This is a genomic window from Streptomyces viridifaciens (assembly GCF_001888885.2).
GTDB classification, from domain to species: Bacteria; Actinomycetota; Actinomycetes; order Streptomycetales; family Streptomycetaceae; genus Kitasatospora; species Kitasatospora aureofaciens.
This window is the reverse complement of sequence record NZ_CP090841.1, coordinates 7,865,053-7,889,045: the sequence shown is the minus strand read 5'-3', so window position 1 is coordinate 7,889,045 and position 23,993 is coordinate 7,865,053. Positions and strand designations below refer to the sequence as shown.

The window sequence follows — 23,993 nt, the reverse complement described above, 5'->3', positions numbered from 1 at the left end:
GCGGCATGGCCCGTTTCGTCCTGACCCGTCTCAGCCCGCTGCCGCCCGCCGACTGCTGGGCGCGGCTCACCGCCTGGCCCCGGCACGGCGACCGGGTGCCGTTCACCCGGGTGAGCGTGGTGCGGGGCACCGGACGGCAGCCGGGGGACGTGATCCTGGCGCGGACGGCCCTCGGGCCGCTGCGCTTCGACGACCCGATGGAACTGGTCGAGCTCGTGGCGCCCATGCACTGCCTGTTGGCGAAGCGGGGGCGGGTGGTGCGCGGCGGCGCCGAGCTGCGGATCCGCGCGGTGGGCGCGGGCACGGTGGGCGCGGGAAGCGAGGTGGGCGCGGGCACGGTGGGCGCGGGAAGCGAGGTGGTCTGGGCCGAGGAGCTGCGGATCACCGGCCTGCCCCGGCTGTTCGACCCGGCGGTGGCGCTCGCCGGGCGGCTCGTCTTCGGCCGCGTGCTGGACCACCTGCTGGCCACGCCCCCCGCTTCCGCTACGGGTTGAGGGTGCGCCGGCTCAGGTACTGCTGGCGCACGTAGTGGCGCTGGTCGCCCTCGACCCTGACCCGGTCGTGCTCCACCAGCCGCTGCGCCTCCCCCAGCGCGATCGCCAGCGCCAGACCGTCCCCGTCGCGCAGGAACACCCGGTCGGCCAGCGCCGCCCGACGCAGCAGGTGCTCCCGACCGAGCCGGACCCGCCGCTTGACGGCCTTCCCCAGTGCCACGAGGTCCTGCCGCTCCTCCTCGATGCCCGGCGCGTCCGCGTAGGCCTGCTCGGGATCGGGCGCACCCTCGACGGGCGGGGCCCACAGCGGCAGCGGCGGCAGCTGTGGCAGTCCGCGCACCCTGAGCACCTCGTTCGCGAACTCCGGTAGGTCGACGGGCAATTCATGCTCGACGAAGACGGCGAACAGTTCGGCCAGCGCCCGGGGCGGGACGCCCTCCGGGGTGTCCTCATCGGTGACGTCGATCCGGCCGAGGCGCGGGCCCCAGAACCGGCCGGGCGGCTCGGCGAGGCGCAGCCGCAGGGTGAGGTGGTGTCCGTCGTTCTCCTCGTCCCGGCCGAGTTCCATCGCCAGCCCCCGGACGTCCGCCCAGGCGTAGTGGCGCGGCACCAGCAACCGCACCAGGGTGAGCCCGTCCTCGTCCGCGCGCAGCCAGTACGCGTGGGGCGCGGCGAGGGCCGCCACCGCGACGATCGCCGCCATGACCAGGAAGGCCGCTCCCCCGCCGACCGTCCCCGTCTCGGTGAGGACGGCGGCCGCGACCAGCCCCACCATGGAGCCGACGCCGGCCAACTCCCCCCGCTGCTGCATGAACCACAGCCGCACCACGTCCCGGCCCCCTTTCGCCGACCCCACGCTCCCGACCGCGACCGGCCCTCGGCAACCACCGCCGCGAAGCTGTGACACCGCCGTGACGAACCCGCGTCACCGTTGTCGCCCGCGAAGCCGCCGGACCAGGTTGCGGGCGGCCTGCGGCCAGTGCGGGTACGCGAAGGCGAAGCCCGCCTCCAGCAGCCGGGTGGGCACGACGCGGCGGCTCTTCAGCAGCAGTTCGCTCTCCGAGCGCAGCGCGAACGCGCCGAGTTCCGTCATCCAGCGCGCGGCGGGCAGCGCCAGCGGCATTCCCCAGCCCGCGCGCAGCTCGCGCATGAACTCCCGCTGGGGCAGCGGGTCCGGGGCGGCGAGGTTGACCGGCCCGCTGAGCTCCTCGTGCTCGATCAGGAACTCGACGGCGCGGGCGAAGTCCCGGTCGTGGATCCAGGACACGTACTGCGCGCCGCCCGCGATCGGCCCGCCGACGCCGAGCCGGGCCAGCCAGGACAGCGAGTCGAAGGCGCCCCCGCGCTCGGGGCCGAGGACGACGGCGGTGCGCAGCGCGAGGCGGCGGGTGTGCGGGGTGTCGGCCTGCGCCTGGGCGTCCTCCCAGGCCCGGGCGATGTCGATGCTGTACCGCCAGGAGGCCGGGGCATCGGGTTCGCCGCCGCCGATCCGGCCGGTCAGCTCGTCGTTGGGCGCGTGGTGCCGGTGGGCGTAGACGGTGGCGGTGCTCATCTGCAGCCAGACGGCGGGCGGTCGGCGGGCTTCGGCGATCGCCCGGCCGACGGCCCGGGTGGAGTGCACCCGGGAGTCCATCATGGCCCGCCGGTTCTCCGGGGTGTAGCGGCAGTTGACGCTGCGCCCGGCCAGGTTGACGACGGCGTCGCTGCCGTCGATCTCGGCCGTCCAGGCTCCGGGACTGCGCCCGTCCCAGCCGACCTGCCGGGGCCCGGCGGGCCGTCGGCTGAGCACCACGACCTGGTGCCCGGCGGCCGTCAGACTGCGGTCCAGAAGGGTCCCGAGCGCACCGGAGCCGCCGGGGATGACGATCTTCATGATTTCCCCCTCATCTCTGGCCGCGAGCCTAGCGCCATAATTGAACACGTTCAATTCAATGTGCCCCCACTCCGACTCCCCACTCCACCGCGCTCGGGCCGCCGACCGCCGACGGCCCGCACCGGCAAGGGGTTCACCTCGGAAATATTTGATGCAAACATGACATCTATCTTTGTCCGGCGCGCCCCGCTACCCGATCCCACCACCGTCCCGCATGCCGGCCCTGCCGCCTGGTACGGCGCGACAAACGGAAGCCCCGTCGGTACGTTGAATTACGTCCACCTGGACGGTTCCTCGCCCGGTTCCACCGGGCCGACGGTCACCCGTGCGATGACGCGGGCACGAACGGTAGTCGCAGCCTGAAGTCGGCAGTTCGGCGCATGGGGGAATCATGCACACCAGCCTGGTGATTTCCGCCTACAACGAGGGCCCGGTGCTTCTGCGTACCGTCCGAGCATGCATCCAGGTACTCGAGGACCTGTACGCCGAAATCGTCGTGGCGGACGACGCGTCGGACGACGGCTCGGTGGCCGAGGTCGAGCGGAGCCTGCCTGTGGTCCGGACCGTGCACAGCGCACGGCGCCGCGGGGCCTCACCGACGAAGGCGATGGGCGCCGACGCCGCGCGCGGAGACGTGCTGGTGTTCCTCGACGGCCACACCAAACCGGAACCGGGCTCGCTGCGTCGGCTCGTCGAGGACGTGGAGCGTACCGACGGACAGGCGGTGGCCACGCCGCGCCTGTTGAATCTGGACGTCGAACGATGGATCAACGACCCGCTGCAGGCCGGTCACGGTTACCGGTTGGATCTGGGCACACTCGACTGCGGGTGGCTGGACCTGCCGGACATGACGGCCGTCTCCGTGGGGCGGCGTCGGCTGTACGAGTCCCCGAGCCTGATCGGATGCGCGTTCGCGATCAGCCGTCAGCTGTACGAGAAGTTGTGGGGGATGGATCGGGACATGCTGTTCTGGGGGGTCGAGGACCTCGATTTCGGGCTCAAGTGCTGGCTCATGGGTCATCGGATCCTGCACGATCCGGAGGCGACCATCGGACACCGGTTCCGTGAGTCCTTCGACAACTACGACGTACCGCCGGAGCACTTTCTCGCCAACCAGCTCAGAATGGCGCGGAAGAACTACACCGAAGGCACGTGGCGGCAGTGGCTGGAAGCCACCGCGCAGCGCCAGCTGCAGGTGTCCGAGGACGTGCCGGAGAGCCTGTGGGCGCGTGCCTGGCTCACGTTCGACCGGGCGAGGGCCAGTGTCGAACAGGAGCGGGCCTACCTGCACGGGAGCCGTACCCGGGACGAGTTCTGGTACGCCCGCCGCTTCTCCCTCGACTGGCCCTACGTGTCGGAGTTCCCCGCCCCTGCGTTGCCCTTGGACCTGTCGATCACGCCCAGTGGCGGTCCCCGTCCCAGTGGCGGTCCCCATCCCAGTGGCGGCCCCCATCCGACCAGCGTCCCGCCCCAGCCGCCCGTCCTGGTCCTGGTGCGCCCGACAGCGGGCCAGACGTTCGCGATCACCGGAGACGCACAGATGCCGACCGTCGTGGCCGAGGCCCGGGTCACCGGGGTGACCCCCGATCCGACCCCCGCCACCGACTTCCACTGGACGGTCCAGATCTCCTTCGACGCCAGTACCTGCCGGCACGGACCGCACCGGACCATCAACCCGCCGCCCGTCACGCAGACCACGCACGGCACCCCGCTGACGATCGCCTTCCCGCTGGTACGTGGCGGCAGCCTTGCCATCCAGGTGCAGGCGACGGTCGGCGGCCGCCTGCTGACCGCGCGCTCGCAGCACCTGTCCATCGTGGGCACCAACCCGCCCGCCGCCACCCTGCACGCGGCGCTGCCCCACGACGTGCTGCGGCGCATCGCCCGCCACGAGTCCGGCTGCCGACAGTTCGACGCGGGGGCCGACGGAGGCACCTCCGGCTGCCCCCTCTGTCAGCGGCGGCACCAACGCCTGGACGGGCGCCGGGTACGCCCTGGACCGGGTGGCCGGCGCCCGGCCGGTGTGGGCGATGGACCCCTGCCGCCGTGCCGCCGCCCAGGCGCTGGGAGGCGAACAGGGGCAGGAAGGTGCTCAGCCCGGTGAAGACGCTCGAGCGGCACCACGGCCAGCGACAGCTTCACGACCGCTCGGCCTCGACCGGCCCACCGTCCTCGCCGTCGGCCCACTGCTGTGGCTCACCCAGCTGCGGCTGCACCGCGCCCTGGTGCTGCTCGCCGAGGGGCAGCCGGTCACCGCCGCGGCCCACCGCCGCGGCTGGTCCTCCGCCAGCGCCTTCATCGACGTCTTCCGCCGCGCCGCCACCGCCCCGACCGCACGCCGGGCAGCGCCGACCGCGCGCCGGACGGCCGACCGGCGCGCTGAAGGCCCCGGTTGTCCGTGCCGGGTGGCAGGCTGGGGACATGTGCGGCCGCTTCGTCTCCACCACCACGCCCCAGGACCTCGTCTCGCTGCTCGGAGAGCTCCGGTGGGACCCGGCCGAGACCCTCGCGCCGAGCTGGAACGTCGCGCCCACCGACCCGGTCCCGGCCGTCCTGGAGCGCCTCGACCGCGACACCGGCGAGGTGCTGCGCCAGCTGCGTCCGCTGCGCTGGGGACTCGTCCCCTCCTGGTCCAAGGACCCGTCCGGCGCCGCCCGGATGATCAACGCCCGCTCGGAGACCGTCGACACCAAGCCCGCCTTCCGCAAGGCCTTCGCCGCCCGCCGCTGCGTCATCCCCGCCGACGGCTACTACGAGTGGCGTGAGGTGCCCGCCACCGACGACCGCAGGAAGTACAAGCAGCCGTACTTCCTCAGCACCGGCGGCCTGATGCTGATGGCCGGCCTGTACGAGTTCTGGCGCGACCCCAGCCGCCCCGAGGACGACCCGCTCGCCTGGCTCGCCACCGCCACCGTCATCACCACCGACGCCACCGACTCCGCCGGGCGCGTCCACGACCGGATGCCGCTCACCATCGCCCCCGGCGACCTGCCCACCTGGCTCTCCCCCGGCCACACCGAACCGGCCGAGCTCCACCACCTGCTGCGCCGCCCCGCCGACGGCGCCCTGCGGGTCCGCGCCGTCCCACCCACCGTCAACAGCGTGCGCAACAACGGCCCCGAGCTGCTCGCCACCGCCCCGGACCCGCTGGGGCTGGCCGACTGATCCCCACCGGTCCCGACGGATCCCGGCCTTGGGGCAATCCGCTGACAACGCGTCTGACCAGCACTACGGTGGGCGGGCGAAGCCGTAAACAGGGGGTTGGGGGCGCGAAGTGTTGATGTCCATGACGGCGCACATCCGTCCCGAGAGCGGCATGCCCGACCCGGAGCCCTTCGAGCAGCGCCGCCGCCCCGGCTCTCCCTCGGCCGCCGACGCGGACCCCCACGCCGCCGTCCTCCCGCCCGAGGCCGCGCGGTCCGCGCTGACCGTCGAGGCGACCACCCCGACGCCCAATCTGCCGCCCCGCGCCTCCGGCCGACTCGTCGGCCGGGAGAGCGAGCTGCGGGCCGTCGCCGACGCCCTGGCGCACGACGGCGGCGGCGGGCTGGTCACCCAGGCCACCACCCTCCACGGCCTCGGCGGCGTCGGCAAGACCAGCCTCGCCCTGCACCACGCCTACGCGCGGGCCGACCACTACCGGCTGATCTGGTGGATCACCGCCGAGTCCGAGGGACAGCTCGCCGAGGCCTTCGCCGGACTCGCCGTCCACCTCCACCCCTCCTGGGCCCTCACCGCCCCGCCCGGCCAGCAGGTCGAGTGGGCCATCGCCTGGCTGCGCGCCCACGACCGCTGGCTGCTCGTCTACGACAACGCCGAGGACCCGGCTCACCTCACCCCCTATGTCGGCCGGCTGCTCGGCCGCGGCCACCAGCTGGTCACCAGCCGCCGCGCGGGCGGCTGGCACCCGGGCATCCGGACCGTACGGATCGACGTCCTCGACGCCCCCGAGGCCGCCCGGCTGCTCTGCGGGGCGGCGTACCCGGGCACGGCCCTCGACCCGGCCGAGCAGGACGAGGCCCGCGCCCTCGCCGACGAGTTGGGCCACCTGCCGATCGCCCTCGCCCAGGCCGGCGCCTACGTACAGCAGACCGGCACCACCTTCGCGGCGTACCGCGAACTGCTGCGGGACACCGGGCCGGTGGGACCGGGGGCCGAGCACACCGTCGCCCGCCTCTGGCGGACCACGCTGCGGACCGTCCAGCACACCGTGCCCTTCGCCGTCGACCTGCTGCGCACCCTGGCCTGGTACGCCCCCGAGGCGCTGCCGCGCGAAACCCTCACCCCCTTCGGGGAGCGCCGCCCGGACGAGGTGGACCGGGCACTGCGGCTGCTCGCCGACTACCACCTGATCACCCTCGGCGACACCGTCACCGTGCACCGCCTGCTCCAGACCGTGCTGCGCGACTCCGGCCCCGCGCAGGGCTTCCGGCAGCGGGCGGAACGGCACCTGGCGGAGGCCGCGGCCCGGCTCTGGCCCTCGCGCGCGACTACGCCAGGACGCTCGGACCGGACCACCCCAGCACTCTCGGCGTACTGGTCTGGCAGGCGTCCACCTGCTGGTCCGCCGGTGACCGCCACCGGGCCGCCGCACTGTTCGAAGGCCTGGTCACCGACCACATCCGGGTGTTCGGGCCGGACCATCCCAGTACGCTGCACTGCCGCCGCGAACGGGCCTCCGCATGGCGGGAGTCCGACGAACACGCCCTGGCCCTCGCCGAATTCGCATCGCTGGCGGCGGATCACACCCGGATCAACGGGCCGGACCACCCGCAGACGCTGGAGATCCGCCAGGACCTGGCCCGCTCGTACGCGCAGGCGGGCGATCACCGTCGCGCCACCGAGGCCTTCGTCGCCCTGATCGCCGACCGCTGTCGGATCCAGGGCCCGGACCACTGGGGAACGCTCGACACCCGCTGGTGGCACGCGTTCGCCCGGGACAGCGCGGGAGATCACCGCCTCGCCGGTGAACTGTTCGACGCGCTGGCAGCCGACCGCGCACGGATCCTCGGATCCGATCACCTGGAGACCCTGCACGCCCGGCAGTGTCACGCCACCTCCTGCCGCGCCGCCGGCAATCTCCGGCAGGCTCTGCGACTGTTCGAGACGCTGCTGGCCGACCGCGTGCGGATCGCCGGCCCGGACCACCCGGAGACCCTCAACACCCGTCTTCTGCTCGCCTGGACCCACCGGACCTCCGGCAACCATCTGCGCAGCATCCGGCTCAACGAAGCCCTGGTCCGCGATCGGATCCGCATCCAGGGCCCCGACCATCCGGCCGTGTTCACCGCCCGGAGCATCCTCGCCACCGATCGTGGGTTCGCCGGACTGCACCGTCGGGCGGTCGCCGACCGGGAGCAGTTGGCCACGGATTCCGCCCGCGTCCACGGGCCGGAGCACCCGGACCGCTTCCTCGAGCGCTCCCTGCTGGCCCAGGAGGTCCGCGAGACCGGCGAGCTCGACCGTGCCGGCGACCTCCTCGCAAGACTGGTCACCGATCGGACGCGCAGTCAGGGCCCGGACCATCCCAGCACCCTCGACGAGCGTGCCGAACTCGCCTACATCCGCCGCCTCGCCGGACGTCATCACCAGGAGGTCGCTGAATCGCAGGCGCTCGTGGCCGACCACGAGCGGGTCCACGGCCCCGACCACCCCGCCGCACTGACCGCCCGCTCCAACCTGGCCCACGCCCTCCGCCACGGGTGGAGGCACCACCGCGCCCAGGTCATGTACCAGTCCGTCCTGGCCGACCGCGGCCGGGTCCTGGGAGCCGACCACCCGGACACCCTCGACGTCCGGGACAGCATCGCGCGGAACCTCTTCGACGCCGGCCGGCACGCCGAGGCGGCCGCGTACTACCGCGACGCGCTCGCCCTCGCCGGCGAGGCGCTCGGGCCCGAGCACTCCACCGTCCGGGAACTCCGGCGCGACCTCGGCAAGGCCCTGATCCTCAGCGGTGCGCTCGACGCGGCCGTCGCCGAACTGTCCCCGATGGCCGACGACTGGGACGGGCCCAGCGGTCCCGGCCTGCCCGACCTGGTCCACGCCGGACGCGTCCTCGCCTACGCACTTCACCTCACCGGGGAGCAGCAGGCGGCCCTGCGGCTGGTCGGCGGCCTCGCCACCACCGCCACCGCCGCCCTGGGCGGCCCGGACGAGGCGACCGTCACCGCCCGGACGTCCCACGCGCTCCTCCTGGCCGAGGGCACCCGCCCGCTGCGGGCCGTCGTCCGGTTGGAGGAGCTCGCCGAAACCTGCGCCGAGAGCGCCGGTCCGCGCAGCCGACCGACCCTGGACGTCCGCCGGAGCCTCGCGCACGCCCGGCTCCGGGCCGGGGACGCCGACGGCGCCGTCCAGGTGTACGAGCGCATCATCGCCGACCGGACCACCGTCGGGTACGCCTCGCCGACCGCCGTGCTGCTGGCCGGCCACGCGGACGCCCACGACGTCGCCGTCAGCATCGGCGCCCAACGCCCCGGGCCGCTCCCGGTGTTCCCCTCGCTGGCCGTCGGACTGGCCCACGCCCTGGTGGCGGCCGGGCGCCGCGACGCCGCCCGGGAGCTGCTGGCGGCGGTGTGCACCGGGCGGGAGGCCCTGATGGACCCGGGACACCCGCTGGCGGCCGAGGCGCGAACCGCGCTGGCCCGACTCGACCGCACCGCACCGGAGACCGAACCGGAGCAGGAGCGCCCGCCGAAGCCTCCCGCAGCCGCCGGCGCCCAGCTCGGCCGGACCCCGGCCGCCCCGCTGCCCGGCAGCGCCCCCGCCCGCCGCGCCGCGCCGCCCGGCCCATCCAGCTCCGGCCCGCCTGGCGCCCCCGCCTCACCCTGTTGGAGGAGCCCGCCGTGGGCGCCACCACCGATCTGGAGCTGCGCCTCCTTCCCGCCGGCGGCGCCACCCGCATCAACTACGGCTACCTCCCCCGCCTCCGGCTCGTCCTCGCCGTGGCCGGCGATGCCGTGCTCGATCCGCCCGTCATGGACTACGACCCGGGCCGCGAGCCCGCCCGGTTCACGCTGACGCCGTCCGCGCCCGGCCCGTACACCCTGCGGATCACCGTCCTCCACCGGGGCCACGGCCATGTCCTCCAGGACCTGTCCGTCGTGATCGACGTCCCGGCGGCCGAACCGGCCGCCGGTCCCCGCGCCACCCAGGATCAGGAGTAGTCGACGTGCCCCGGGAACTCCAGGTCGAGATCCGGCAGAACCCCTCCGCCGACTACACCCGGCTGCCCCAGCCCGCCTACCAGGTGGTGACCGCGGCCTCGCGCACCGGCTCGGGCCCGTTCGCACGCCCGCGCGTGATCGATCGCCCGGCCGAGGGCCCGGACCCGCTGGACCTCGTCGTCTCCCTCCGCCGCAACGGCGACGACCTGCAGGTCTCGGCCTTCCGGACGGGCGAGCGCACCCCCGGGAACCGCATGCACCGGGCCGGCTTGACCATCTCCGCGCCCAAGCTCCTGCACCTCGCCGCCCGGCTGCGCACCGTCTGGCGCGACCGCCTGATCGGCTACGATCCCGACCCGCTGAACCCGTACCCCTTCGCGAGCACCGTCGATTTCTCCCCGCTGGCCGCCGTCGCCGAGCGCAAGGTCGCCGAACTCGCCGAAGAGGGCCGGTACTTCCTGGAGACGATGTTCGAGGGCAGCGATCGCAGCCTGGTCCTGTTCCGGGAGTACCTCAATCGCACCCTCACCGAGCTCGACTCCCTGCGGATCAGCTTCGACTCCGACCTCCACCTCCCCTGGCCGATGCTCGCCGTGGACGGTGACCCGTCCGACCCCTGGGCGGACTTCCTCGGCCACCGCCACCAGATCGAGCAGACCGGCGCCGCCTACCCGCCGATCCAGCCGCCCAACTCCGCCCGCACCAGACCCGTCACCAGCCTGAACACCGACGACCAGCTCACCGGCATCGGCCGGGCCCCCGAGGTCCGCAAGCTCCTGGAGGACCGCTCCCAGCTGACCGTGCGCACCGACTCGGACCTGCTGCTCAAGGCGCTGTCCGCGGCCGTGCTGGACGAGGACGTCATGTACTTCTGGTGCCACGGCCAGTTCGTCGCCAACGACTCCCCGTACGAGCAGCTCGCCGTCCGGCTCTCCGACGACCGGCACATCGACGCCGAGCTGGTGCGCCGCCACCGCCGCCGACACCTCGACCGGCCGGACGCCGTCTTCCGGCCCTTCGTGCTGCTGAACGCCTGCCACACCGGGCAGTCGGCGGCGGCCGTCGACAGCGCGCTCGTGTTCCAGGTGGCCGCTCCCCGGGACGCCTTCGACCGGCTGTTCCCCCGGCTCTTCCTCGGCCCCGGCCGGGCCGGCGCCCCTCTGCGCGGCCCGCTCGTCCTCACCCACTCCCGCTGGGACCGCGCCACCGGCTTCTGGCACCTGCGCGCCGAGGGCCGCCCCGGCATCGGCCACTCCGGTACGGGCTCCGCGCCGGTCGCCCAGTTCAGCACCCGGCTGCGCCCCACCAACTCCCCGTACCCGCACGCCGACCTCGACCACCCGATCGTCAACATCGACGCCGGGCACGTCTACCGGGGCGGCCTGGCCACCCGCCTCCACCCCTCCGGCGCCCACTCCGACTTCCAGCACCCGGAGTCCGCCCACCTGCTCCTCAGCCTCGCCTCCCACTCCCGCTGAGGGCGTGCTCAGGAACGCGGGCGAGCGGCTCGCCCGCGAGCTCCACGCTCCACGGGCGAGCAGCAGCTGTCAGCGCTGGCGCACCGCGCTGAAGCCGCAGACCGGGGTGCAGAGTGTGACGATGCCGCTGTAGCGGTAGTTGGTCCGCCCCCGGGAGATGGTGTGCACGGTCAACTTCTCCCGTAGGTTGGGCTGGTAGCAGCGCGGGCAGACGGCGGTGACCGGCTTGCCCCAGGGGCGCTCGGGGTTGAGCTTGGTGACCGCCACGCCCATCAGGACGACGGACAGGCCGGTGCCGACGAAGCCGACCACCTGCCACACGCCCTTGCCGGACTCGCGGCGGTCGATCATCTCCTGGTAGCCGTAGGTGCCCCCACCGCCGTGGCTGGACCAGATCCGGCACTCGTCGTTCCGGGTCATGGTCGTCCCGTTGCAGGTCGGGGCGCTGGTCGGGTCGGACTTGCCGACCACCAGCGCCAGGAAGAGACCGAGGCCCGCCAGGAGGACCAGCACCACGAGCGCTGTCGCCCGGCTGCGACCGGTCTGCAGCCGCGTGCGTTCCTTCACCGCCGTCTCGATCACAGCGTGCGCCATGTTGCTGCCGTCGACCGCCACCACATGTCTCCTGATGCTCGCGTTCTGTGCGTAGATGTCCCCCGGCGGGCCGGGGTTGACACGAACCCACCATGATCACGACGCTCCCGGGCGGAACTTGGCGAGACCTTGACCTCACCGTGACACGTCCGACGCTCAGCCCCGCGGTGCCACCGAGGCCAGGTAGGCGGCCGCCTTCTCCGGGTCGAGCAGCCACCCCTCCACATCCGCCGGGTCGTTGAAGCAGTTCGCGAACCGGTCGGCCACGGTGGGGAGTTCACCGGCCGCGGCGAACAGCTCCACCGCGTGCGGGGGCGCTGGGGCGAGCATCGCGTTCGTCCAGGTGGTCACGGCCCGGGCGGTGTCCGCCCAGAAGCGGTCGAAGGCGGACTGCTGGAAGTCCCGGTCGAAGGGCTTGTCGCCGTGCGCGAGGATCGCCTCCAGGTACAGGGCGGCACACTTGGCGGCGTTGTTGGCGCCCTGGCCGGTGATCGGGTCGTTGGTGACGACCACGTCGGCGACTCCCAACACCGCCTCGCCACCGGGGAGTTCCCCGACCGGACGGCGGACCACCGGGGTGAAGCGGCCCGCCAGGGTCGCTCCGGCGTCGGTGAGTTCGACGCCGGAGCGGGCGCGGTCGTACTCCCAAGGTGTGAAGGTCTTCATCAACTCCAGCATCACCCTCAGGTGTTCGGCCGGGTCGTGGATGCCGTCGAAGGCATCCGCCGGGCCGCCCGGCTGCGCCTCCCAGAACAGGATGTCGCAGGGCCCGGCGGCCGTCAGGGCCGGCATGGTGAAGAACTCGCCGATGCCGGGCACCAGGTTGCAGCGCACCACCGGAAAGTCTTGCTCGGGGCGCGGCGCGAGCCCGCACACGTAGCTCACGGCCAGGGCGCGCTGCGGCCGCTGGTACGGGGACCGCTCCTCGTCGCGTTCGAACAGCGAAGCCAGCTTGCCCTTGCCGGAGGCGACCAGCACCAGGTCGTACGAGCCGGCGAGGTGCTCGAGGTCGGCGGCGCTCACCTGCCGCAGCTCCACCCGGCCGCCACGGGCGGCGAAGGCGTCCAGCCAGGTGGACGTCTTCAGCCGCTGGTCGACCGACTGGGCGCAGGCGTCCAGCCGCCCGACCCAGTCGATCACCGGGGCCGACTCCGGCCCGCCGACCGACACCCCGACCCCCTCGATCCGGGGGGCCTGCCCGGCCCACAGGTCGAGGCCGAGGGCGCGCTCGGTGCGCAGCGCGGAGTCGAACATGCACTGGGTGGACAGCACCCGCCCGCCCCGCACCTCCTGTGCATCACGGTCCGTCAGCAACGTGACGTCGTAGCCGTGGGACTGCAGCCCGAGGGCCAGTTGGAGGCCGGCCTGCCCGGCGCCGACGATCAGGATCCTGCGCATCGCCCCTGCTTCCTTGGTGGTCCGTCCGGCCCGGGGGCGCCCGCTCCACCCGGTTGGCAGTGGACTGGATATCAGCCCGGAGCGTCCGCGTCCACGGCGCGGACGGGGCGGACGCGCGCCGGGCAGGCGCCGGGGGGCGGCCGGGGGCGGCCGGGGAACCGGGATAGCGATTTGAAAAATTCTTCAATTTCATAGAGGCTGACCAGCCGCCGACGCCGTGCCGAACGGACAGAACAGGACAGCCAGAGCCCATGAGCGACACCCTCCCGCCGTGCCCGCAGTGCTCCAGCGAGTACACCTACGAGATGAACGCCCTGATGGTCTGCCCGGAGTGCGGCCACGAGTGGGCTCCGGCCGACCCCGACGCCCAGGCGGGTGCCGGCGAGCGCGTGATCAAGGACTCGGTCGGCAACGTGCTGAGCGACGGCGACACCGTGACCGTCGTCAAGGCCCTCAAGGTCAAGGGCAGCGCCTCGGGCATCAAGGCCGGAACCAAGGTCCGCAACATCCGCCTGGTCGACGGAGTGGACGGCCACGACATCGACTGCCGAATCGAGGGCTTCGGGGCGATGCAGCTCAAGTCCGGTGTGGTGAAGAAGGCCTGAGCCCCGGGACGGACGGCCGGCCCCGCAGGCCGGTCGCGGTGGCCGCGTCCGGCCTGCGGCGTGAGCGGACGCCCGCCCACGGTGGACCCGTCGTCGGACCGGCAGTGCGTGGCCAACCCCTGGCGGACGTATCAAGCTGGTGTGGTCAGCGCGTGCGGGCCCCGCCCCGCGTCGCCCTCCCATGACGAAGGACCCCTCATGGCTGCCACCACCCCCACCCCCGCCGTCCGGTCCGTTCAGGTCGCCGCGCCGGGGGCGGCGCCCGAGCTGGTCGAGGTCCCGCTCCGCGATCCCGGTCCCGGTGCGGTCCGCATCGCCGTCGAGGCCTGCGGTGTGTGCCATTCCGACCTGCTGATCGCTGCTGGCATGCTGCCCGGCACCACCTTCCCGGTCACTCCCGGTCACGAGATCGCGGGCCGGATCGACGCCCTGGGTGACGGCGTGCAGGGCTGGAAGGTCGGCGACCGGGTCGCCGTCGGCTGGTTCGGCGGCAGTTGCGGGCGCTGCGACGCCTGCCGCTCCGGCGACGCCATCCACTGCGCCCTGCTGCAGGTCCCCGGCGCCGCGTACCCGGGCGGCTACGCCGACTCCGTCATCGTGCCCGCCGACGCCCTCGCGGCCGTGCCCGACGAGCTGACCGCCGCCGAGGCGGCACCGCTGGCCTGCGCCGGTGTGACCGTCTTCAACGCCCTGCGCCGCGCCGCCGCCCGCCCCGGCGACACGGTCGCGATCCTCGGCCTGGGCGGCCTCGGCCATCTGGGCGTCCAGTTCGCCCACGCGATGGGCTTCCGCACGGTCGCGATCGCCCGCGGTTCGGAGAAGGAGCCGCTGGCCCACGAACTCGGCGCGGACCACTACGTCGACAGCACCGCCGGGAGCGTCGCGGACGTCCTCCAGGCGCTCGGTGGCGCCAAGGTGGTTCTGGCCACCGTCACCGACGCCGACGCCATGTCCGCCACCATCGACGGCCTGGGCCGCCGCGGCGAACTCGTCATCGTCGGGGTGTCCCCCGACCGCCTCGCCGTCAGCCCGCTGCAGTTGCTGAACGGTGACCGCCGGATCTACGCCCACTCCTCCGGCGCCGCCGTCGACATCCAGGACACCCTGCGCTTCGCCGCCCGGACCGGGGTGCGGGCCTGGATCGAGGAGCTTCCGCTGGAGCAGACCGGAGCCGCCGTCGCGAAGATGACCAACGGGCGGGCGCGGTTCCGCATGGTCGTCACCACCGGCCGCTGAGGCCGTACCGGCCCGCCCGCAGCCGCCCGCGTCGCCCGTACCGGGCTACCCGCGCCCACCCGCCGTACCGGCGGTTCCGCAGGTCAAGCGCTCGCAAAGCCCCCGCTGTCGACCGGCGGGCCGCCGCCGCATAGGCTGTCCGGGCCCGAACGGCCCGGCGGTGTCCGAGCGTGCGGCGCATCCGGGAGGGGCGGGCGGCACACACCGAAGTACGCAGGGGGGACGAAGCAGCATGTACCGAGAACACGACGAGCGGTACCCGGAACAGGACCACGACGAGCACCTCGTCCTCGACGACCACGAGGAGGCCCCGCGCCGCCCGCGGTCCCGCCGGGTCTGGCTGGTGGCGATCGGCGGGGTGTTCACCGCACTGGTGGTGGTCGGCGGGTACGGCGCCTACAACGTGGTGAGCGCCGTGTCCGGCGGCTCCTCCGACAAGGGGGCCGGTGCGGACGCGACGGTCTCGCAGGGGCCTCAGACGCCGCCCACCGCCGCGGAGGCCGACGCCGTCGCCAAGGACTTCCTGGCGGCCTGGGGCCGCGGGGACCTCACGGTCGCGGCCGGCCTGACCGACCGCCCGGAAGCCGCCCGGATGGCGTTGACCTCGTTCCACGACGGGGTCTCCGCCCGTAAGCTCACGCTGACCGGGACGGGCGCCGCCGCCACCGGCACGCCGAGCGAGCCGGCCGTCGGCTACCGGGTTCGGGCCGAGTTCGACGGCACCTCGGAGGCCTGGGAGTACGACAGCACGCTGGGCGTCGTGCGCGCCGCGGACGGGCGCATCCTGGTCCGCTGGGCGCCGGCGGTGATCCACCCGAAGCTCGGTGCGGGGAAGACGCTCGCCGTGAAGACCCTGCCCAACCCGGTGTCCAAGCCCACCGACCGCAAGGGCCGGCCGCTGGACTCGTTCCCGTCACTGCGGTCCGTGCTGCCGCAGATCGCGCCGCCCGACGGTGCGAAGGTCGTCACCGGGCAGGCCGTGGTGCTCAGCGGCGGCGGTTCGCAGGAGGCGGAGCAGCTGTTCGTGCTGGCCCCGCCGAGCGCGCCACAGGTCAAGCTCACCCTGGACGCCGATCTCCAGCAGGTCGCCGAGGACGCGGTGAAGCAGCAGTCGGCGGGTGGCAAGCCCGCCTCCCTGGTCGCGGTCCAGCCGAGCACCGGGAACATCCTCGCGATGGCCTTCGCCCCGCAGGGCGAGTTCAACCGGGCGGTCGGCGGCGGGCAGGCGCCCGGTTCGACGATGAAGGTGATCACCTCCGCCGCGCTCCTCCAGGCCGGGATGACCCCGGACACGGCGGCGCCCTGCAAGGAGACCACCAACTCCCCCCGGACCTGGCACAACGACGAGCCCGGCAGCCACCTCGACTACACCCTCAGCGACGACTTCATCCACTCCTGCAACACCGGGTTCATCGACAAGGGCCTGGAGAAGCTCCAGCCCGGCACCCTGGCGTCGGTCGCCCGCGACCAGTTCGGCCTCGGCCTGCAGTGGCGGATCGGCATCCCCAGCCGGGACGCCACCATCCCGGCGCCGGGGAACAAGGACGAGGCGGCGGCCGAGTACATCGGCCAGGGCCAGATCCAGGTGAACTCGCTGCTGATGGCCTCGGTCGCCGCCACCGTGCAGAGCGGAACGTTCCGCCAGCCCGTGCTGCGGGAGGACGCCAAGCGCGTGACGGCCCCCGGCCGGCTGCCCGCCGACGTCGCCCAGAGCCTGCGCTCGATGATGGCCCGGACCGTGACCCAGGGCACTGCCCAGGCCCCGATGTCCGGGCTGAGCGGTCAGATCGGCGCCAAGACCGGCACCGTGGAGGCCGGTTCGCAGGCCACCAACAGCTGGTTCATCGCCTACCGCAACGACCTCGCCGTCGCCGCCGAGGTCGAGGGCGGCGGCCACGGCAACAGCGCCGCGGGCGTGGCCGCCGCCCAGGTCCTGAAGGCGGGCGGCGGCAAGGGCTGACGCCACCTGACAGAGCACTACCGGAGCAGTTCGACCTGTTCCGGGGTCACGCAGTGGGTGTAGTCGCCCACCTCGACGGTGTACCCCATCGGCGGCTCCAGCGCGCTCTCCCACCACAGCCCGGTGACCCGCCCGACGGCTCCGGCCGGCCCGCCCTCCGGGGCCGGGCCGGCCAGGATCCGCACCCGGGTGCCCTCCGGCAGATCGCTGCGGTAGCGCGGTGGCAGGTCCGTCCGGCAGCCACCCAACGCGGCCAGGAACTCCGGCCCCAGCCGCCACGGGCTCCCGTCCTCGGTCACCACCCCGTAGACCGGGCCGTCCCCCTCGACCTCGCAGCCGACCACCACCCCCCGGGTGCCGACCAGCCCGTCCCCGAGCCATCCGAGGTCCGGCACCCGTGGCTCGGGCGTGACCAGCTCCACCAACGCGCCGTACCCCAACCGCGCCTGCTCCGGCCAGGGCGTCTCGTCCAGCAGCCACCGATGCCCGCCCGCCACGCCCGTACTCCCATCACCGCGGATTCCCGCGCCACGCTAGCAGGACCGGGGCGCCCGCAGTCGGCCGCTTCCGCTTCGTTCGTCATCAACCCACCCGGAAGAACACGGCCGGTGGCGGCCCGCAAGCTCCTCTGCATGTCTGATCATCTCGGCTACACCTGCACCTGCTGCAACCGGCACCACGACGAACTCCCGCTCGACTTCTCCGCCCCGGCGCCTCGCGCTGAGCCAGGCCGACTTCGCCCGCGCCACCGAACTGCGGGAGACCGAGGGCCGCGAGACGGAACCGCCGTACTTCGGTCGGCTGACAACGGAGTTGCCGATCTACTCGCCGAGCACGATCAACCTGAAGACCATGGCCCACACCCGCCCGGTCGGCGAGCGCCACGGACGGTCACAAGCTCCGCTACCTGGTGACGGCCGCCTGACGCCCCCTCAGTCGATCGTCACCGGGAAGGCGCCCGGGCCACCGCTCGGGCACCTCGGGCAGTTCGCCCTCCAGCTCGTCGCGCGAGCGGGGGCGGCCGAGGTAGCTGTGCACCTGCGGCGAGGCAAGCAGCTCGATGGATGCCACCCGGTCCCGGGGCTCGGCCTCACGGGGCATGAGCCTCTCGATCCTGATCGGCGCCGTCTGCGCCACCAACCGTCGATTCCCTGGGGCGAATCGGACATCCTCAGCCACGGCATCGGCGTGCTCCGCCGGTCGAACTCGGCGTTGAGACGGGCGACCAGGCGACCGAGGCCAGTGCGGGAGCCTCCGGCGCACAGCCCGGCCGCGTCGGCGACAAGGCCACGAACGACGAAGGCGAGGAGATCAGGGACTCCTCACCACTACCAAAGTATCCCCTCCGGGGGGCCTTGCCGCAAGGCCCCCCGGAGGCCGCACAATCGTCGCCCTGGGCCGGAACCCGGCGAATTGCGTGGTTCGCTCCCTACCTGCGCCGGTGTCCCGACTTGCCGGGCTTCGCCGGCCTCCACCGGCCTCTTTCTGTTCCAACTCACTGGGGGATGTACCGATGATCGATGTGATCGTGGTCGGCGGCGGGCCGACCGGCCTCATGCTGGCGATCGAGCTGCGGCTGCAGGGCGTGCAGGTGGTCGTGCTGGAGCGGCTGACCGAGCCGACCGGGGAGTCCCGCGGCCAGGGGCTGCACGTGCGCAGCGTGGAGATGATGGACCAGCGCGGCCTGCTCGACCGGTTCCTCGCGGTGGGCGGGAAGTTCAAGGTCGGCGGCTTCTTCGGCCACATCCACAAGCCGTGGCCGGAGACCATGGACACCGCCCACCCGTACGGCCTGACCGTGGAGCAGCCGGTCACCGAGCGGCTGCTCCACGAGTACGCGCTCGACCTCGGCGCCGAGATCCGGCGCGGCCAGGAGGCGACCGGTCTCAGCCAGGACGAGGACGCGGTGACGGTCGAGCTGGCGGACGGAACCCGGCTGCGCTCGCGCTACCTGGTCGGCTGCGACGGCGGCCGCAGCACGGTGCGCCGGCAGCTCGGCATCGCCTTCCCCGGGGAACCGTCCCGGGTCGACACCCTGCTCGGCGAGCTGTCGCTGGCCGAGGACCCGGCGACGATCGAGGCCGTCGTCACCGAGGTCCGCCGCACCGAGCTGCGCTTCGGCGCCATCCCCCGGGGCGAGGGGGCGTACCGGGTGATCGTGCCCGCCACGGACGTGGCCGAGGACCGGGCCGAGGCGCCCACCCTGGAGGAGTTCCGGCAGCAGCTGCGCGCCATCGCCGGCACCGACTTCGGGGCGCACTCGCCCCGCTGGCTCTCCCGCTTCGGCGACGCCACCCGGCAGGCCGAGCAGTACCGGCTCGGCCGGGCCTTCCTCGCCGGTGACGCCGCGCACATCCACCCTCCCACCGGCGGCCAGGGCCTCAACCTCGGCATCCAGGACGCCTACAACCTCGGCTGGAAGCTCGCGGCCGCCGTGCGGGGCCACGCCCCCGCCGACCTGCTGGACAGCTACCACGCCGAACGCCACCCGGTGGGCGCCCGCGTCCTGGCCAACACCCGGGCGCAGATGACCCTGCTGGGCGCCGAACCGGGCGCGGTCGCGCTGCGGGAGCTGCTCTCCACCCTGATGGACTTCGAGGAGGTGAACCGCTACATCACCGAGATGGTCTTCGGCGTCGGGGTCCGCTACGACCTCGGCGAGGGCCACGAACTGCTCGGACGCCGTCTGCGGGACGTCCGGCTGAAGCAGGGGCGCCTGTACGAGCGGATGCACGGCGGCCGGGCGCTGCTGCTCGACGCGACGGGCGGCAGCCTCTCGGTGGCGGGCTGGGCGGACCGCGTCGACCGGGTCGTGGACCCGCTGGAGGAGTTGGACGCCCCCGCCGTCCTGCTGCGCCCCGACGGGCACGTGGCCTGGGTCGGTGCCGAGCAGCAGTCGCTGAACGGCGCGTTGGCCCGCTGGTTCGGCGCCGCGACCGCCTGACCGGACCGAGCCGGGGGATCAGTCGGCCGCCGGTTCCGGCGGGCCCGGGTCGATCCTGAGCAGCGAGCGCTTCGCCGTACCGTCTGGCTCGTACACGGTCCGGTACAGGTACGGGCGGTCCGAGCCGGAGAACAGCACGACGCCCTCCTCGACCACCGGCCGCTGCTCGGCGATGGCCCGGAGCCGGTGGTCGGCGTCGGACGGGAACTCCGGCTCCGGAGGGCGTCGGTGACGTCCGGCCACAGGTCCGATCCGTCCTTTCCGAGCTGGAACGAGCCCGCCCGGCCGGTCCGGGCGGGCCCGGGGTTCGGTCGGCGGGGCGGTGCTGCTACTGCGCGGTGGGCTTGATGATCGCGAAGGGAGCGTCCTGCGGGTCGGCGACCACGGCCATCCGGCCGGCGACCATGTCGAAGGGCGGGGCGAGCAGGGTGCCGTTGCGCTTGACCACGGTGTCGGCGGCGGAGTCCACGTCGTCGACCGCGAAGTAGCACAGCCAGTGCGCGGGGGTGCCGGGCGGGTCGTTGTCGAGCAGTGAGGCGCCGCCGACGGGGCGGCCGCCGACCTTCAGCTCCCAGTACTGGTCGTTGCCCTCCACCGGTACGACCTCGATGCCGAAGGCCTCGCCGTAGAAGGCGCCCGCGCCGCCGATGTCGTCGGTGTGGAGTTCGTTCCAGATCAGCGCGCCGGGCTCGTTGACCACCCCGGCTCCGGGGAAGTCCAGCGCCTGCCAGACGCCGAACACCGCGCCCTGCGGGTCGGCGGCGACCAGCATCCGGCCGAGGTTGCCGACGTCCATCACGGGCACCAGCAGGGTGCCGCCTGCCGCGACGATGGCGTCCTGGGTGGCCTGGGCGTCGGTGGTAGCCAGGTAGCTGGTCCACACGGTGGGCGGCTCCGGCACGCCCTCGGGGGCCATCGCCGGTCCGATACCGGCCGCCGGCTTGCCGTTAAGCCGGCAGACGGCGTACCCGCCGAACTCGTCCGGGCCGGTCTGCCCCTGCCAGCCGAACAGGTCGCGGTAGAAGTCCAGCGCGGCCTGCTGGTCCTGCGCCATCAGGTCGACCCAGCACGGGGTGCCGGTCACGTACGGGGTGGTGGCTTCGGGCATGCTCGCTCTTTCCTCGGGTGGTCCCCCGGCAGTCACCCTCCCGTCCCGTCCTGGGATCCGCCACCCGACACGCCGCCACCGGCAGGGGCGCCGGACGGCCGGGCCAGGAGGCTCCGGACGGCCGGGTCCTCTCACCCGTTCGGCGCAGCGCGAGCCCCGGGCCCTCCGCCCGGCCCTCCCCCGGCCCGCCCACCACGGCGTTTGACCGCGACCACTCATTCTTGTGACGCTTGGTCAACACAGCGTGCACCATCGACTCCTGGGGGGGACCGTGGACGACCTGCTCCGAATCCGTGTGACCGACGCCGACCGCGGCGCCGCCGCCTCCCTGCTGGCCTGGCTGCGGGCCGAGGACGAGCTGCGGGGGCGCGTCGAGCTGGAGGCCGCGCCGCCGCAGCCCGGCTCGCCGGGCACCCGCGCCGACGTGCTCACCGTCGCGGTCGGTACGGGCGGCGCCGCGTCCGGCCTGACCAGCGCCCTGATCGCCTGGGTCCGGCGGCGGGGCGGCGAGACGGTGGTCCGGGTGACCCGCGCGGACGGCAGCTCGATCGAACTGCGGGCGACGGCGGTGCACGGCCTCGAGCCGGACGGCGTCGCCGAACTCGTCCGCGAGGTGGGCCGGTCGCTCGCCGACCGCCCCGGCCCGGCCGCCCTCCCGGACGGCGATGAGTGACACCGGTCTGCCGTTGGGGCTCCCCGGTGCCCGGGCCCCGGTCATCGGGACCGGCAGCCACGCCCCCGGCTCGGTTCTGCCCGCGGTGCCGGCCACCGCCGGGACCGTCCGTGCGATCGGGCGGGCCCTCGTCCACCGCTGCTGCCTCGCCCGAAGCACGTGCGCACGGTGCTCGACCCGGAGAACCCCGTCGTGCTCGGCGAGGAGCTGACCGCCACCGCCGAGACGGCGGACTGCGTCCTGGCCTCCGCCGCTCCGGAGGAACTCTCGCTGGCCCCGCCCGGCGCGCCGGACACCGCCTTCAGCGGCGAGCTGCTGCGCCTGCTGCACGAGTGCGACCCGACGGGGCCGCCGCGGCGCTCCGGACCATGTCCTCTACGTCAGCGAAGCCCGGCGCGCGCGAGGACCGAGTGAGCCGCAGCAACCCCCGCCGGTCAACTGCCTTGCTCCACGTAGCTTCATGGCAGCCGACGAACACAACCGAGGAGCGGCCATGAAGAACATCGACGCACCCGAGACGGACGACGAGGCGGCGGAACTCACCGCGCTGGGCAGCCGGGTGCTCGCCGAGGCCGGGCACGGGGACATGATCTGGGGACACCTGGCCGTCCGCGACCCGGGCGGCCGCGGGGTCTGGATGAAGGCGGCGGGCTGGGGGCTGGAGGAGATCGAGCCGGAGCGGGTGGTGCTGGTCTCGTGGGACGGCGAGCGACTCTCCGGTGACGGGCCGCTGCACCTGGAGTTCCACATCCACACCGAAGTGATGCGCGCCCGCCCGGACGTCCAGGTCTCGGTTCACACCCACTCCGGCACCGTCAACGCGTTCGCCTCCCTCGGCGAGCCGTTGCGGCCGCTGAGCCACGACGCGGTGGCCTTCGCCGAGCACGGCCTGCCGAACTTCGGCGCCACCGCCAACCTGATCCGCACCCAGGAGCTCGGCCGGGCCCTGGCCGCCGACCTCGGGCCGGCCCGGGCCTGCCTGATGCCGCAGCACGGCCTGCTCACGGTCGGCCCGGACATCGCCCACGCCGTGATGTACGCCGTCCTGCTGGAACGGGCCTGCGGCCTCCAGTTGGCCGCCCGGGCGGCGGGCGGACCTCGGCACTGGACCGGACACCAGGAGAGCCTGGAGAAGGACGCGCTCGTCTGGGCCTCCGGCCAGATCGCTGCCGGATGGCGGTACTGGGTCCGGCGCACCGAGCGCCGGACCCGGCGGTAGCCGGCGGAGCGGCCCGACCGGAGGCCCGTCGCCTCAGCGGAAGGCGGCGGCGTTCTCCGCGACCCACTGCTCGAACGGCCGGGCGGGCGTCGCCTTGCGCCAGCCGCGCCGGTGCAGCCGCTCACCGACCGCCGCCTCGTTGTCCTCGGGACTCATCGCCGCAAGGCTCTCATGCGGCCGTGCACCCGGCACCGGGTAGGGTGCGCGCATCGTGGAGACGAAGGGGTGGCTCGTGGAGACGGCAGCGGTGCGGGCGCAGTTGTCGGGCGCGGCGCGGGCCGCCCTCGGTGGACGGCTGGCGGCCGTGCAGCGGCTGGCGGGCGGCAGCAAGAAGGGCGTGTACCGCCTGGTGACGGACGACGGGGCGACGGCGGTCGCCTACCGCTGGGACGACTCCGAGAACTACTGGCCGGCCGCCGAGGGCGACGACGACCTCGCCGACCCGTTCTCCCCCGGTCTCGGGCTCGACCTGTTCGAGGCGGCGCACGCACGCCTCGCCGGCCTCGGAGTCCGTGTTCCGGCGATCCGGCTGGTCGACCGCGAGGGTGCGTACGGCCCGGCGGATCTCGCGGTCGTCGAGGACGTGCCGGGCGAGAGCCTGGCGTCCCTGCTCGCGCGCGATCCGCTGGCCGCCACCCCGGTGCTGGCCCGGCTCGGCGAGGCCCTGGAGGCGATGCGCGGCCACCGGGCACCGGCGTACGGCAAGGTGGCCGTGGTCGACGCGGGCGGAGCCTCGCGCGGGAGCTCGTGCGAGGGGGTCGTGCTGGAGCGTGCCCTGCGGGACCTGGCCGAGGCGGCGGCGCGCGATTCCCGGATGGCGGGCGCCCGGGAGCGGCTGGAGGAGCGGCTGCGGGCCCTGGCGGGGGCGGTGCGGCCGCGGGCGGAGTACGCCGTCGTGCACGGCGAACTGGGCCCGGACCACGTACTGGTGGACGCGGGCGGGCAGCCCGTGGTGATCGACCTGGAAGGCTCGATGTACTTCGACGTCGAGTGGGAGCACGTGTTCCTGCGGATCCGCCTGCACGAGGCCTACCCGCCGTTGGAGGCACCAGGGTTGGACGAGGACCGGCTCGCCCTCTACCTGCTGGCGCAGCGGCTCTCCCTGACGGCGGGACCGCTGCGGCTGCTGGACGGGGACTTCCCCGACCGGGCGGCGATGGCGGGCATCGCCGAGTACAACCTGAAACGGGCCCTGGAACTGGTCCGCTGAACCGCCGTCCCCCGACGTGCCGCCCCGGTACCGTT

General features: G+C 73.8%; 23 protein-coding genes and 3 pseudogenes. 17 read left to right on the top strand and 9 right to left on the bottom strand.

Annotated features, from left to right (window positions below):
* The first annotated feature begins 5 nt into the window (after window positions 1-5).
* Window positions 6-494, top strand: a complete 489-nt coding sequence (locus tag BOQ63_RS42615; RefSeq protein WP_454131898.1) for an SRPBCC family protein — start codon at window positions 6-8, stop codon at window positions 492-494.
* Here BOQ63_RS42615 and BOQ63_RS42610 read toward each other — a convergent pair.
* Entirely contained in the window at window positions 484-1,323 is an 840-nt protein-coding gene (locus BOQ63_RS42610; RefSeq protein ID WP_030289556.1) for a PH domain-containing protein, read from the bottom strand. The two genes, BOQ63_RS42615 and BOQ63_RS42610, sit on opposite strands and share 11 nt — an antisense overlap.
* A 96-nt stretch (window positions 1,324-1,419) precedes the next feature.
* Window positions 1,420-2,367, bottom strand: a complete 948-nt coding sequence (locus BOQ63_RS42605; RefSeq protein ID WP_072656123.1) for a TIGR01777 family oxidoreductase — start codon at window positions 2,365-2,367, stop codon at window positions 1,420-1,422.
* A gap of 391 nt (window positions 2,368-2,758) precedes the next feature.
* Between BOQ63_RS42605 and BOQ63_RS42600 the strand changes: the two genes are divergently transcribed.
* From BOQ63_RS42600 to BOQ63_RS42570, 7 genes and pseudogenes are all read left to right on the top strand, one after another.
* On the top strand, window positions 2,759-4,471 hold the full coding sequence (locus BOQ63_RS42600; RefSeq protein WP_030289559.1) for a glycosyltransferase: 1,713 nt from the start codon (window positions 2,759-2,761) through the stop codon (window positions 4,469-4,471).
* Window positions 4,398-4,625: pseudogene (locus BOQ63_RS42595) on the top strand (hypothetical protein); the annotation flags it as partial. The gene BOQ63_RS42600 and the pseudogene BOQ63_RS42595, both read left to right, overlap by 74 nt.
* 163 nt (window positions 4,626-4,788) lie before the next feature.
* A complete protein-coding gene (locus BOQ63_RS42590) occupies window positions 4,789-5,532 on the top strand; it encodes an SOS response-associated peptidase (protein ID WP_030553883.1) in 744 nt (247 codons plus the stop codon).
* A 486-nt stretch (window positions 5,533-6,018) separates the two neighbouring features.
* Window positions 6,019-6,975 (top strand): annotated as a pseudogene (locus BOQ63_RS42585) (hypothetical protein); the annotation flags it as partial.
* Window positions 6,976-6,993: 18 nt separating this feature from the next.
* Window positions 6,994-9,387 carry a tetratricopeptide repeat protein gene (locus BOQ63_RS42580; protein WP_499504956.1) on the top strand — a complete coding sequence of 798 codons (2,394 nt, stop codon included), beginning with the start codon at window positions 6,994-6,996 and terminating at the stop codon, window positions 9,385-9,387.
* Window positions 9,345-9,533, top strand: coding sequence for a hypothetical protein (locus tag BOQ63_RS42575; protein WP_030553881.1), 189 nt, complete (start codon window positions 9,345-9,347; stop codon window positions 9,531-9,533). Before BOQ63_RS42580 ends, BOQ63_RS42575 begins: the two co-directional genes overlap by 43 nt.
* A 5-nt stretch (window positions 9,534-9,538) precedes the next feature.
* Entirely contained in the window at window positions 9,539-11,011 is a 1,473-nt protein-coding gene (locus tag BOQ63_RS42570) for a CHAT domain-containing protein (protein WP_499504876.1), read from the top strand.
* A 69-nt stretch (window positions 11,012-11,080) separates the two neighbouring features.
* Here the strand turns inward: BOQ63_RS42570 and BOQ63_RS42565 are convergent, their stop codons facing one another.
* Complete coding sequence (locus BOQ63_RS42565; protein WP_072656120.1) at window positions 11,081-11,626, bottom strand: hypothetical protein; 546 nt, start codon at window positions 11,624-11,626, stop codon at window positions 11,081-11,083.
* A 135-nt stretch (window positions 11,627-11,761) separates the two neighbouring features.
* The gene (locus BOQ63_RS42560; RefSeq protein WP_072656119.1) at window positions 11,762-13,003 is read right to left on the bottom strand and encodes a styrene monooxygenase/indole monooxygenase family protein; all 1,242 of its coding nucleotides are present in this window, start codon (window positions 13,001-13,003) and stop codon (window positions 11,762-11,764) included.
* 251 nt (window positions 13,004-13,254) lie between these two features.
* On the opposite strand from BOQ63_RS42560, the gene BOQ63_RS42555 reads away from it, so the two are divergent.
* From BOQ63_RS42555 to BOQ63_RS42545, 3 genes are all read left to right on the top strand, one after another.
* Window positions 13,255-13,608, top strand: coding sequence for a zinc ribbon domain-containing protein YjdM (locus tag BOQ63_RS42555; protein ID WP_030289569.1), 354 nt, complete (start codon window positions 13,255-13,257; stop codon window positions 13,606-13,608).
* Between the two features lie 198 nt (window positions 13,609-13,806).
* On the top strand, window positions 13,807-14,844 hold the full coding sequence (locus BOQ63_RS42550) for an alcohol dehydrogenase catalytic domain-containing protein (protein ID WP_030289570.1): 1,038 nt from the start codon (window positions 13,807-13,809) through the stop codon (window positions 14,842-14,844).
* Between the two features lie 232 nt (window positions 14,845-15,076).
* Window positions 15,077-16,804, top strand: coding sequence for a penicillin-binding transpeptidase domain-containing protein (locus BOQ63_RS42545; RefSeq protein ID WP_051747231.1), 1,728 nt, complete (start codon window positions 15,077-15,079; stop codon window positions 16,802-16,804).
* 17 nt (window positions 16,805-16,821) lie between these two features.
* On the opposite strand, the gene BOQ63_RS42540 is transcribed toward BOQ63_RS42545, so the two are convergent.
* Window positions 16,822-17,301: a hypothetical protein gene (locus tag BOQ63_RS42540; protein ID WP_037831105.1), complete on the bottom strand. Its 480-nt coding sequence runs from the start codon at window positions 17,299-17,301 to the stop codon at window positions 16,822-16,824.
* 139 nt (window positions 17,302-17,440) lie between these two features.
* Between BOQ63_RS42540 and BOQ63_RS42535 the strand changes: the two are divergent.
* Window positions 17,441-17,626: pseudogene (locus BOQ63_RS42535) on the top strand (hypothetical protein); the annotation flags it as partial.
* Window positions 17,627-17,707: 81 nt separating this feature from the next.
* Here the strand turns inward: BOQ63_RS42535 and BOQ63_RS42530 are convergent.
* On the bottom strand, window positions 17,708-17,905 hold the full coding sequence (locus BOQ63_RS42530; protein ID WP_435820436.1) for a hypothetical protein: 198 nt from the start codon (window positions 17,903-17,905) through the stop codon (window positions 17,708-17,710).
* A gap of 412 nt (window positions 17,906-18,317) precedes the next feature.
* Between BOQ63_RS42530 and rox the strand changes: the two genes are divergently transcribed.
* Window positions 18,318-19,748, top strand: coding sequence for a rifampin monooxygenase (rox, locus tag BOQ63_RS42525; RefSeq protein ID WP_030553868.1), 1,431 nt, complete (start codon window positions 18,318-18,320; stop codon window positions 19,746-19,748).
* Between the two features lie 18 nt (window positions 19,749-19,766).
* On the opposite strand, the gene BOQ63_RS42520 is transcribed toward rox, so the two are convergent.
* Both BOQ63_RS42520 and BOQ63_RS42515 read right to left on the bottom strand, forming a co-directional pair.
* Window positions 19,767-19,991 carry a hypothetical protein gene (locus BOQ63_RS42520; RefSeq protein ID WP_030289574.1) on the bottom strand — a complete coding sequence of 75 codons (225 nt, stop codon included), beginning with the start codon at window positions 19,989-19,991 and terminating at the stop codon, window positions 19,767-19,769.
* Between the two features lie 85 nt (window positions 19,992-20,076).
* Window positions 20,077-20,856: a VOC family protein gene (locus BOQ63_RS42515; protein WP_030289575.1), complete on the bottom strand. Its 780-nt coding sequence runs from the start codon at window positions 20,854-20,856 to the stop codon at window positions 20,077-20,079.
* A 271-nt stretch (window positions 20,857-21,127) separates the two neighbouring features.
* Between BOQ63_RS42515 and BOQ63_RS42510 the strand changes: the two genes are divergently transcribed.
* The 3 genes from BOQ63_RS42510 to BOQ63_RS42500 all read left to right on the top strand — a co-directional run bounded on the left by BOQ63_RS42510 (window position 21,128) and on the right by BOQ63_RS42500 (window position 22,748).
* On the top strand, window positions 21,128-21,529 hold the full coding sequence (locus BOQ63_RS42510; RefSeq protein WP_454131901.1) for an effector-associated constant component EACC1: 402 nt from the start codon (window positions 21,128-21,130) through the stop codon (window positions 21,527-21,529).
* 159 nt (window positions 21,530-21,688) lie between these two features.
* The gene (locus BOQ63_RS42505) at window positions 21,689-21,943 is read left to right on the top strand and encodes a hypothetical protein (RefSeq protein ID WP_030289577.1); all 255 of its coding nucleotides are present in this window, start codon (window positions 21,689-21,691) and stop codon (window positions 21,941-21,943) included.
* A gap of 79 nt (window positions 21,944-22,022) precedes the next feature.
* Window positions 22,023-22,748, top strand: coding sequence for a class II aldolase/adducin family protein (locus BOQ63_RS42500; RefSeq protein ID WP_072656117.1), 726 nt, complete (start codon window positions 22,023-22,025; stop codon window positions 22,746-22,748).
* Between the two features lie 33 nt (window positions 22,749-22,781).
* Here BOQ63_RS42500 and BOQ63_RS42495 read toward each other — a convergent pair whose 3' ends face one another.
* Window positions 22,782-22,904 (bottom strand): hypothetical protein, encoded by a 123-nt coding sequence (locus BOQ63_RS42495; RefSeq protein ID WP_267885557.1) that lies wholly within the window; start codon window positions 22,902-22,904, stop codon window positions 22,782-22,784.
* Window positions 22,905-22,959: 55 nt separating this feature from the next.
* Here BOQ63_RS42495 and BOQ63_RS42490 point away from each other — a divergent pair, with 55 nt between their 5' ends.
* Entirely contained in the window at window positions 22,960-23,958 is a 999-nt protein-coding gene (locus BOQ63_RS42490) for a phosphotransferase family protein (protein ID WP_454131904.1), read from the top strand.
* Window positions 23,959-23,993: the final 35 nt, after the last annotated feature.

What these genes read in the sequence shown, in the direction of transcription:
- BOQ63_RS42530 (WP_435820436.1), bottom strand. Translation starts at nt 17,905, where the DNA reads ATGCCCCGTGAGGCCGAGCCCCGGGACCGGGTGGCATCCATCGAGCTG.
- BOQ63_RS42500 (WP_072656117.1), top strand. Translation starts at nt 22,023, where the DNA reads ATGAAGAACATCGACGCACCCGAGACGGACGACGAGGCGGCGGAACTC.
- BOQ63_RS42605 (WP_072656123.1), bottom strand. Translation starts at nt 2,367, where the DNA reads ATGAAGATCGTCATCCCCGGCGGCTCCGGTGCGCTCGGGACCCTTCTG.
- BOQ63_RS42600 (WP_030289559.1), top strand. Translation starts at nt 2,759, where the DNA reads ATGCACACCAGCCTGGTGATTTCCGCCTACAACGAGGGCCCGGTGCTT.
- BOQ63_RS42495 (WP_267885557.1), bottom strand. Translation starts at nt 22,904, where the DNA reads ATGAGTCCCGAGGACAACGAGGCGGCGGTCGGTGAGCGGCTGCACCGG.
- BOQ63_RS42550 (WP_030289570.1), top strand. Translation starts at nt 13,807, where the DNA reads ATGGCTGCCACCACCCCCACCCCCGCCGTCCGGTCCGTTCAGGTCGCC.
- BOQ63_RS42590 (WP_030553883.1), top strand. Translation starts at nt 4,789, where the DNA reads ATGTGCGGCCGCTTCGTCTCCACCACCACGCCCCAGGACCTCGTCTCG.
- BOQ63_RS42615 (WP_454131898.1), top strand. Translation starts at nt 6, where the DNA reads ATGGCCCGTTTCGTCCTGACCCGTCTCAGCCCGCTGCCGCCCGCCGAC.
- BOQ63_RS42545 (WP_051747231.1), top strand. Translation starts at nt 15,077, where the DNA reads ATGTACCGAGAACACGACGAGCGGTACCCGGAACAGGACCACGACGAG.
- rox (WP_030553868.1), top strand. Translation starts at nt 18,318, where the DNA reads ATGATCGATGTGATCGTGGTCGGCGGCGGGCCGACCGGCCTCATGCTG.
- BOQ63_RS42515 (WP_030289575.1), bottom strand. Translation starts at nt 20,856, where the DNA reads ATGCCCGAAGCCACCACCCCGTACGTGACCGGCACCCCGTGCTGGGTC.
- BOQ63_RS42575 (WP_030553881.1), top strand. Translation starts at nt 9,345, where the DNA reads ATGGACTACGACCCGGGCCGCGAGCCCGCCCGGTTCACGCTGACGCCG.
- BOQ63_RS42555 (WP_030289569.1), top strand. Translation starts at nt 13,255, where the DNA reads ATGAGCGACACCCTCCCGCCGTGCCCGCAGTGCTCCAGCGAGTACACC.
- BOQ63_RS42560 (WP_072656119.1), bottom strand. Translation starts at nt 13,003, where the DNA reads ATGCGCAGGATCCTGATCGTCGGCGCCGGGCAGGCCGGCCTCCAACTG.